This is a genomic window from Rhizobacter sp. P2_H2 (assembly GCF_056403375.1).
The window spans coordinates 1-7,796 of record NZ_JBFUFP010000169.1 but is presented as its reverse complement, the minus strand read 5'-3'; the positions used below and the strand labels follow the sequence as shown (position 1 = coordinate 7,796).

Below are 7,796 nucleotides of genomic sequence, written 5' to 3'. Positions count from 1 at the left end.
ATCGGGCCCCGGGCAGCCCTGCTGCAGCGACGGCACCGCCGCCTGCGCCAGCGCGGCCGCCACGTCGAGCTGGCCGTTGTTCTCGGCCACCAGCGCACGGACCAGGTTGGCGCGCGCAGTGCTGTCAGCCTCGTCCGCCTCGGTGCCCGCCATGCTGGTGCGGATCTCCTCGGCCAGCATGCCGGCTTCGCCGATGCGGCCGTTCTGCGCCAGCACGATCGCGCGCGCGAGCTGCAGGCGGCGGATCGTCTGCGCCGGCCGCGGCGAGATCGCCTCCTGCTCGTGCTGCAGCTGCAGCAGCGCCTTCAGCGCCGGCTCCGGGCGGTCGTAGCCCTGGCGCACCAGCTGGTCCGATTGCTCGATCACGCCGGCCGCCGCCGCGCCGGCAGCGAACAGCAGCCACGCGACACCCGCGCACCGGAACCCGCAGCGGAACCCGCGCCCGACCGTCATGCGCGGCCCTCGAGCAGCGGCCCGCGCAGCAGCGTCAGCGTGACCTGCCCGTCGCGCCAGGCGGATTCCAGCGCGGCGGTGATCGCCTGCAGCCCCTGCACCGTCTGCGCATGCAGCAACCCGACGCCGTAGGCCCGGTTGCGCCCGTGCGCCTTCGCCAGGTACAAGGCGGTGTCGACCAGGTTGATCGCCGGCTCCCACGCGACCGCCAGGCCGGTCGGCTCGATCGGGAAGCTCGCGTAGCCGATCGAGCCGGTCACCGCGATCTCGCGGCCCTGCCAGCGCACCGGCACCTGCCCCACCGCATCGAGCAGCCGCTGCGCCAGCGCATCCACCTGCTCGCGCGACAGCGACTGCACGACCACCAGGAATTCCTCGCCGCCCCAGCGCACGACCAGGTCGGGCTCGCGCAAGGCATCGRCCAGGCGCTGCGCCATCGCGACCAGCACCGCGTCGCCGGCCGCATGGCCGTGCTCGTCGTTGATGCGCTTGAAGTGATCGATGTCGAGCAGGAACACGGTGCCGGCCAGCTGGCCGTCGACCGACATCTGCTTCATCGCCGCCTGGAAGTAGCGCCGGTTCGCGAGGCCGGTCAGCGGGTCGCGTTCGCTCTGCACCTTCAGCTGCGCATTGCTGTGCGCGAGCGCCTGGTTGGTGCGGCGCACGCGGCGCATCATCAGCAGCACCACCGCGAACGACAGCACGAAGGTCGCCGCGAGCAGCCACCACAGGCGCTGCTGCAGGTCGCGGCGCTGCAGCTGCGTGCTCTTGATCGCGTTGTCGCTGTTCAGCAGCGCGAGCGCGCGGCCGCGGCGGTCGCTGTCGAACTGCTCCTGCAGTTCGAGGATGGCCTTCTGCTGGTCGCGTTGCACCAGCTTGTCGGCGATCGCACGGTGGCGGTGCAGCGCCTGCACCGCGGCGGTGGCGGCGCCGGCCTTCTCGAGCGCGGTGCCGAACTCCAGCAGCACGTCGGACACCAGCGGCGCATCGCCGCGGCGCTCGGCCATCGACAGCGCGAGTTCGACGTGCCGCTTGCCGTCGGCCACGTCGCCCAGGCCGATGTGGGCCAGGCCCATGTTCCACAGCGCGATGATCTCGCTGCTGGTGTCGCGCACCTCGCGCGTCAGCGGCAGCGCCTCCTGCGCGCGGCGCAGCGCGGTGCGGTAGTCGCCGCGCTGCAGGAAGAAGTCCGACATGTTGGCCAGCAGCAGCGCCTCGTCGAGCTTGGCGCCGGCCTCGTGCGCATAGTTGATCGCGGACTGCATCGAATGCAGCTCCGCGGCGACCTCGGTCGGCCCGTCGAGCAGGATGCCCTGGATGTTGTGCACGCGGGCCAGCGAGATCTTGTCGTCGGCCGCGGTCGCGATCGCCAGCGCCTCGGCATTGGTGCTGCGCGCGCGCTCGGGCTGCTGCGCTTTGTAGAGCGAGTAGGCGGCGCGCGAGCGGGCCTCGGCGCGGCGCCAGGCGACGCCGAGCTGGTCCGCAAGGTCGATCTCCTGAAGATGCAGCCGCACCGCGTCGTCGAGCTTGCCGGCGCGCTGCTTGGCCTTCGAATGCGCGGCCAGGAAACGCAGGCGGCTCGCGGCCGGCGTCGACGCGGGCAGTTCGGCTGCGGCGGCATTCAGCAGCTGGTCGGCCTCGCGCGCGTCGCCGCTCTTCAGCGCCATGCTGGCCTGGATCAGCCGCGCCGCCGCGTCGGTGGCGGGCGTCGCCTGCTGCCGCAGCCGGCGGGCGCAGTCGGTGGCCGCGTCGAATTCCGAGGCCTCGGTGTGCATCAGGCCCTGCAGCGTGAGCGCGTCGACCCACTCGCCGCTGCCGATCGCGAGCGCGGCGACGCGCGTGCGCAGCAGCGCGGCCGTGTCGGATGGATGGGCACGGCCGGTCGATTCGAACTCGGCGAACGCGCTGTCGGATGCCACCTGCACGGCCGAGGCGGAGGCCGGTGCCGACGGAGGGGCCGGCGCGGCGCGCACGCTGCCGCACGCGAGCGCGGCGATCAGCACGCAGCTCAGGCGCAGGAGGAAAGCCCCAGGGGCACGCAGGATCGGGACCATCGGTGGATATCGACCAGCAAAGGGCGGACCTGAGGTTCCAGCGGACTGCTCAGCGCCCGGGACGGCGCCGCAGCAGCGCGTGCAGCAGGATGGCACCGAAGGTCGCGGTGCCGATGCCGCCGAGCGTCAGGCCGCCGAACTTCAGCGTGTAGTCGCCGGTGCCGAGGATCAGCGTGACCGCGGCGACGATCAGGTTCGTGTTGTCGCCGAAGTCGACCCGGTTGTCGACCCAGATCTTGGCGCCGGCCACCGCGATCAGCCCGAACACGACGATGCTGACGCCGCCCATCACCGCCAGCGGGATGGCCTGGATCAGCGCACCGAACTTGGGACTGAAGCCGAGCACGATCGCGATCAGCGCAGCCACCACGAACATCGCGGTCGAGTAGATCCTGGTCGCGGCCATCACGCCGATGTTCTCGGCATAGGTCGTCACGCCGGTGCCGCCGCTCGCGCCGCTGACCATCGTGGCCAGCCCGTCGCCGATGAAGGCGCGGCCCATCAGCGCGTCGAGCGGCTTGCCGGTCATCGCGCCGACCGCCTTCAGGTGGCCGAGGTTCTCGGCCGCGAGGATCACCGCGACCGGCGCGATCAGCAGCATCGCATCGGCCTGGAACACCGGCGTCGCGAAGCCCGGCAGGCCGAACCACGCGGCCGCGGCGACGCCGGACAGGTCGAGCGGCTTACCCAGGCCGAAGCCGTTGGCGAGCACCGCGTAGACGACGCTCGCGGCCAGCAGGCCGACCAGGATCAGCAGCCGTTGCGTCATGCCGCGCGTGTACACCGCGACCAGCCCGACGCTCAGGAACGTGACGGCCTGCATCCAGGCGTCGAACGGCGTCGGCGCCATGTTCTTGATCGGCACGCCCGCCAGGTTCAGGCCGATCACCGCGACGACCGCGCCGGTGACGACCGGCGGCATCAGCGACTCGATCCACGCGGTGCCGGCGGCCGTGACGGCCAGCCCGATCAGCAGCACGACCGCGCCGCAGGCGACGATGCCGCCGAGCGCGACGCCCAGGTTGGCGTTCGGGCCGTGGCCGGCATAGCCGCTGGCGGCGATGACGACGCCGATGAACGCGAAGCTCGAGCCCAGGTAGCTCGGCACCTTGCCGCCGACCACCACGAAGAAGATCAGCGTGCCGATGCCGCTCATCAGGATCGCGACGTTCGGGTCGAACCCCATCAGCAGCGGCGCCAGCACGGTGGCGCCGAACATCGCGATCACGTGCTGCACGCCCATCGCGAAGGTCTGCGGCCACGGCAGGCGCTCGTCGGGCGCGACGACCACGCCGGGTTGGGCGCTGCGGACGCGCCAGGTGGGGAGGGACATGTCGTGCTCCTGTGTTCTTCTGCGATGCGCACCCGGGGCGGTGCGCGACGCAGTGTAGGAGCGCGGCAGAAACGAGTCACCCGGGCCGGCACCGATGGTCGGCGCGCCCGGGTAACAGTGGGAACTGAATTCGACGGATGTGAAAAAAAGAGGGGAAACGGGACAGGTGCCGGGGGCTCGCTCTCATCCACCCCGGCTTGCCCGTTCCCCCTTGGACGTCACATACGTCTGGAAATCAACGCGCGCCGCGGACGCTGCCGGGCGGCGGGAACAACGACAGCTGCGCCGGAGCGCGGCTCGATTGCAGGACCTTGAACGACCGGTCGGCGGCGTTGCCGGCCTGCGGCGTGATGCGCGTCACGCTCGGCTGGCTGGTCGGGCGGACGATCATGTGTTCGGTGCGGGGTGCCATCGCGAGCCCCTTCAGTGGCCGACCAGCCATTGGCTGGGGGCGAATTCGCTCGGGCGCACGGTGACCATCTCGGCCGCCGCCGGCGACAGCACGTTGGCGGCACGCGCCAGCCAGTGCCTGACGTTGCCACCGCCCTGCCCGGTCGCGGGCTGGGCCAGGCGCAGCAGCGAAGAGGCGCCGCCACGGCAGCTCGGGGTGGCCGGGCGGGCCCGGCGGGAAGAAGGCGTACGACGATGAAACAGCGACATGGCAACGACGTCCTTGTGTTGGAGCTGCTGCCGGCGTGGAGCGGGAGAGTCACCGGACTGGCAGTCTGTGCGCACTGATGCGCAGCTTCCATGCCAGCCTGCTTTCGGGTCTTGCGACCCCGCTTCGGACCAAAAATGCCGCGTGACGAAGTCCGTGCCGGCCGAATTGTGGCCAGACGGTAAGGTCGCGGTTACAGACTTGACCGGATTCGTCGATCCGCCGCACTTATTTCAAACCCGCTTTTCAAGCACGGTTACAAGGGCCGGCCACGACCGCTCAGGGGCCGTGCCGCGCCGCTCATCTATTTGGCACGCACGTGCTCGACGACGAGTCGGATGCCCTCCTCATCCGACAGCACCCGCCGGTGGCCGAGGCCGCTCGTCGTGGCCAGCCGGGCATCGGGCAGGGCCTGCTGCAGCGCCCGGCTGCCGGCCAGCGGCGCGACGCGGTCGCCCTCGTCGTGCAGCAGCAGCGTCGGCTGGGCCAGCCGCTCGCCCAGCCACGCCGGCTCGAACTGCTGCAGCGGCACGCCCTCGCGGCGCTCGATCGCGGCACCCATCCGCTCGGCCAGCCCGGCGCCCAGCCCGAAGCTGCCGCTGAACCAGTGCAGGAAGAGGCCGGGCGGCGGCGACGGGGCGATCAGCGCCAGCCGCTTCACCGGCAGGCCGCTGGCGGCGGCATGGCCGGCCGCCAGCGCACCCAGCGAATGTGCGACCACGGCATGCAGCGGGCCGAGCCGGGCCGAGGCCGCCCACAGCGCGCGCACGAACTGCGGCAGCGTCGAGCGCCACGCGGCGCTGCGGCCGTGCGCCGGGAAATCCAGCAGCACCGGCGCGAAACCGGCCGCCGCCAGCGCATCGCCGAGCGGCCGCATCTGCAGCGCGTCACCGGCCCAGCCGTGCACCAGCAGCACGGTCGGCAGCCCGGCGGGCTGGTCGGCGCGGCGGTAGACCGCGACCGTGCCCTGCTCGAACGGCCAGTGCGACAGCTGCCAGCCGGCCGGCACGGCGCGCCGCCGCGCCGTCAGCTTCAACGGCAGCGGCGTGAAGAACAGCCGCAGCGCGAGCCGCATGCCCAGTCCGGGCGCGATCGACTGCGTGCCGCGCAGCGCGGCGCCGATCCAGCGCGCGCTGCGGCTGGCGGCGTAGAAGGCGGTGGCGGGGTTGGGCGTGCTCATCAGAAGCAGCCGAAATCGGCATTGCTGTGCGGCACGGCAGCCACCACGCGCCACAACGACCACGCGCCGCGCAGCAGCGCAGCGACGACCAGGGCGGACACGACGATCATCAGCATGGCAATCTCCTTGATTTCGCACGCACGTGCGAAATGTGTGGGCAGGGAACGGCGAACGGGGCGGGCATGGCTTCAGGCCTGGAGGGAGCGGATGAGCCGTTCGTAGGCCGACCAGCAGCGGTCGGCGGCGCGCGGCTCGCGCAGGAAACGGGCTTCGCGCATCAGCGCGACGAACAGGCCGTCCATCTCGAAGACGAGCTGGTCGGCGTCGGTGTCGGCGCGCAGGTGGCCGGCGTCGATGGCCTGGATCACGGTGCGCTTGAGCGCGCTGCGCCAGCGCATCACGTGGTCGAGCAGCAGGTCGCGCAGCGGGCCTTCGCGGTCGTCGAACTCGAAGGCGCCGGCGCAATAGAGGCAACCGGTGCGGATCTCGACATCGCGCGCACGCTGCAGCCACAGCCGCATGATCGCGTTCAGCCGCGGCAGGCCGCGCGGCTCGCGCATCGCGGGCACGAAGACATCCTGCAGGAAACGGCGGTCGTACTCGTCGATCACCGCGATCTGCAGCGCCTCGCGCGAGCCGACGCGCGAGAACACGCCGCTCTTCGACAAGCCCAGGCGCCGGGCGACCTCGCCGATCGTCAGGCTGTCGAGCCCGTCGGCGGCGGCCATGCCGAGCGCGGTGTCGAGGATCGCGGCGAGCGTGAGCCCGCTGCGTTCGGTCCGGGTTTCCATGCGGCGCAATTTAGCACGATCGTGCGAAGTGTCAAGCCGAGGTGTCGGACACCGCCGGCACCACCCATCGACAGGGGTTGCGGCGCCGTGGTACACCGCGTGACGGCACGCGACGGGGGTGGCGCGCCGGGAGAGAGGGAGCCGATGGCGCAGTCGGATGACGGATCGCGATTTCGCTGGCTGGTGGTCGGCCTGTGGCTGGTCGTGGTCGCGCTGCTGGCGGGGCTGAGCGCCTTCAGTGCCGACACGCTGTCGGCGGCGCGCGCGTATGTCGGCGGCGAGAGCCACTGGTCGAAGGGCCAGAAGGACGCGATCTACCACCTGTACCGCTACAGCGAATCGCATGACGCGCTCGACTACCGGCGCCACCTGGCGGCGCTCGCGGTGTCGCAGGGCGACCGGCTCGCCAGGCTCGAGCTCGACAAGCCCGTGCCCGACATGGCCGTGGTGCGCCGCGGCCTGCTGCAAGGCGGCAACCATGCGGACGACATCGATTCGATGGCCCGCCTCTACCGGCGCTTTCGCCACGTCGGCTTCATGGCCGAGGCCATCAGGACCTGGGCGGAAGGCGATGCGCAGATGGACGAGCTGAGCGCGCTCGGGCGCGACATGCATGCCCGCATCCTGGCCGGCGACAACGGCTCGCCGGAGCTGCGCTTGCTGGTGAGGCGGATCCCGCCGCTGAGCGAGCGATTGACCGAACTCGGGATGCGCTTCTCCGACTCGCTCGGCGAGGCCTCGCGCATCACGCGGCAGCTGGTGACGGCGACGACGCTCGGGCTCGGTGCATTGCTGGCCGCGGCCAGCGTGTGGTTGACGATGCGCATGCACCACGCGCAGCGCCGCACCGAACAGGCGCTGCGCGAAAGCGACGAGCGGCTCGCCACGGCGGCCGAGGGCGCGCACATCGGCGTGTTCGACTGGGATGTCGAGCACGATCGTGTGCAACTCGATGCCCGCGCGGCGGCCCATTTCGGGGTCGATGACGACCCGGGCTCGCGCAACGGCACGCAACTGTCGGCCGACAGGGTGGACCCGGCCGACCTGCCCGCGCTGCATGCGGCGCTCGCGCGGGCCGTGAATGGCGACGAGCTGGTGGAGCTGCGCTTTCGCGTGCTGTGGCGCGACGGCCGCGTGCGCCACCTGGAGATGAATGCGCGCCGCCGCCAGGTCGACGGCCGGCGCGCGGTGGGCCTGCTGTGGGACGTGAGCGACGACGTCGAGGCCGAGCAGCTGCGCCTCGACAAGGAGGCGGCCGAGCGCGCGAACCTGGCCAAGACGCAGTTCCTGTCGCGCGTGAGCCATGAGCTGCGCACGCCGCTGAACG

The 7,796-nt window shown here is 71.7% G+C and carries 7 protein-coding genes and 1 pseudogene; 1 reads left to right on the top strand and 7 read right to left on the bottom strand.

Annotated elements, in window-relative coordinates; genetic code table 11:
• The 7 genes from AC1D15_RS11920 to AC1D15_RS11890 all read right to left on the bottom strand — a co-directional run.
• The coding region (locus tag AC1D15_RS11920) for a hypothetical protein (RefSeq protein WP_477826133.1) at positions 1–453 on the bottom strand (453 nt) is incomplete at its 3' end.
• Positions 450–2,507 carry a GGDEF domain-containing protein gene (locus AC1D15_RS11915; RefSeq protein WP_477826132.1) on the bottom strand — a complete coding sequence of 686 codons (2,058 nt, stop codon included), beginning with the start codon at positions 2,505–2,507 and terminating at the stop codon, positions 450–452. The genes AC1D15_RS11915 and AC1D15_RS11920, both read right to left, overlap by 4 nt.
• A gap of 49 nt (positions 2,508–2,556) precedes the next feature.
• The gene (locus AC1D15_RS11910) at positions 2,557–3,840 is read right to left on the bottom strand and encodes a solute carrier family 23 protein (RefSeq protein ID WP_047508564.1); all 1,284 of its coding nucleotides are present in this window, start codon (positions 3,838–3,840) and stop codon (positions 2,557–2,559) included.
• A 235-nt stretch (positions 3,841–4,075) separates the two neighbouring features.
• On the bottom strand, positions 4,076–4,252 hold the full coding sequence (locus AC1D15_RS11905; protein ID WP_465110199.1) for a hypothetical protein: 177 nt from the start codon (positions 4,250–4,252) through the stop codon (positions 4,076–4,078).
• 11 nt (positions 4,253–4,263) lie between these two features.
• Positions 4,264–4,500 (bottom strand): hypothetical protein, encoded by a 237-nt coding sequence (locus AC1D15_RS11900; RefSeq protein ID WP_047508562.1) that lies wholly within the window; start codon positions 4,498–4,500, stop codon positions 4,264–4,266.
• A gap of 302 nt (positions 4,501–4,802) precedes the next feature.
• Positions 4,803–5,678, bottom strand: coding sequence for an alpha/beta hydrolase (locus AC1D15_RS11895; RefSeq protein WP_047508560.1), 876 nt, complete (start codon positions 5,676–5,678; stop codon positions 4,803–4,805).
• 188 nt (positions 5,679–5,866) lie between these two features.
• Positions 5,867–6,469, bottom strand: a complete 603-nt coding sequence (locus tag AC1D15_RS11890) for a TetR/AcrR family transcriptional regulator (protein ID WP_047508557.1) — start codon at positions 6,467–6,469, stop codon at positions 5,867–5,869.
• Between the two features lie 144 nt (positions 6,470–6,613).
• Here AC1D15_RS11890 and AC1D15_RS11885 point away from each other — a divergent pair.
• Positions 6,614–7,796 (top strand): annotated as a pseudogene (locus tag AC1D15_RS11885) (hypothetical protein); the annotation flags it as partial.

What these genes read in the sequence shown, in the direction of transcription:
- AC1D15_RS11895 (WP_047508560.1), bottom strand. Translation starts at nt 5,678, where the DNA reads ATGAGCACGCCCAACCCCGCCACCGCCTTCTACGCCGCCAGCCGCAGC.
- AC1D15_RS11910 (WP_047508564.1), bottom strand. Translation starts at nt 3,840, where the DNA reads ATGTCCCTCCCCACCTGGCGCGTCCGCAGCGCCCAACCCGGCGTGGTC.
- AC1D15_RS11900 (WP_047508562.1), bottom strand. Translation starts at nt 4,500, where the DNA reads ATGTCGCTGTTTCATCGTCGTACGCCTTCTTCCCGCCGGGCCCGCCCG.
- AC1D15_RS11905 (WP_465110199.1), bottom strand. Translation starts at nt 4,252, where the DNA reads ATGGCACCCCGCACCGAACACATGATCGTCCGCCCGACCAGCCAGCCG.
- AC1D15_RS11890 (WP_047508557.1), bottom strand. Translation starts at nt 6,469, where the DNA reads ATGGAAACCCGGACCGAACGCAGCGGGCTCACGCTCGCCGCGATCCTC.